Annotated in this window: 1 pseudogene; it reads left to right on the top strand. The window is 45.7% G+C overall.

From position 1 onward, the window contains the following. Positions 1 to 1,283 (top strand): annotated as a pseudogene (locus G9Q29_RS14815) (putative Ig domain-containing protein); the annotation flags it as partial.

The following is a 1,283-nucleotide window of genomic DNA, read 5'->3' as shown; positions in this document are numbered from 1 at the left end:
ATCTGTGAAGTAGGGGCGACCCCGGTAAATTGTAAGCAAGCAACAGCGACAGTAGTGGTGAACAACCCAATTGTAGCTAACAATGATACACCAGCAGCAGTTTCAGTAGGCGACAGCACACCAAGTGTTGTAGTTAATGATACTTTAGATGGCAATCCAGTAGTAATTGGAACCAACCCAGGAAACGTAAGCTTAACAGGAATCACGGTTCCAGCAGGCTTGACATTGAATGCAGACGGTACAATTACGGTGAACCCTAACACAGCGTCAGGCACTTACACAGTTGTTTATGAAATCTGTGAAGTAGGGGCGACCCCAGTGAACTGTAAGCAAGCAACAGCGACAGTAGTGGTGAACAACCCAATTGTAGCTAACAATGATACACCAGCAGCAGTTTCAGTAGGCGATAGCACACCAAGTGTTGTGGTTAATGATACTTTAGATGGCAATCCAGTAGTAATTGGAACCAACCCAGGAAACGTAAGCTTAACAGGAATCACGGTTCCAGCAGGCTTGACATTGAATGCAGACGGTACAATTACGGTGAACCCTAACACAGCGTCAGGCACTTACACAGTTGTTTATGAGATCTGTGAAGTAGGCGCGACCCCGGTAAATTGTAAGCAAGCAACAGCGACAGTAGTGGTGAACAACCCAATTGTAGCTAACAATGATACACCAGCAGCAGTTTCAGTAGGCGACAGCACACCAAGTGTTGTAGTTAATGATACTTTAGATGGCAATCCAGTAGTAATTGGAACCAACCCAGGAAACGTAAGCTTAACAGGAATCACGGTTCCAGCAGGCTTGACATTGAATGCAGACGGTACAATTACGGTGAACCCTAACACAGCTTCAGGTACTTACACAGTTGTTTATGAGATCTGTGAAGTAGGGGCGACCCCAGTGAACTGTAAGCAAGCAACAGCGACAGTAGTGGTGAACAACCCAATTGTAGCTAACAATGATACACCAGCAGCAGTTTCAGTAGGCGACAGCACACCAAGTGTTGTAGTTAATGATACTTTAGATGGCAATCCAGTAGTAATTGGAACCAACCCAGGAAACGTAAGCTTAACAGGAATCACGGTTCCAGCAGGCTTGACATTGAATGCAGACGGTACAATTACGGTGAACCCTAACACAGCGTCAGGCACTTACACAGTTGTTTATGAGATCTGTGAAGTAGGGGCGACCCCAGTGAACTGTGATCAAGCAACAGCGACAGTAGTGGTGAACAACCCAATTGTAGCTAACAATGATACACCAGCAGCAGTTTCAGT

It is taken from the genome of Flavobacterium turcicum, from assembly GCF_011365745.1.
GTDB lineage: Bacteria > Bacteroidota > Bacteroidia > Flavobacteriales > Flavobacteriaceae > Flavobacterium > Flavobacterium turcicum.
The sequence above is the reverse complement of the archived record's forward strand: the minus strand, read 5'-3'. Positions and strand labels throughout refer to the sequence as shown.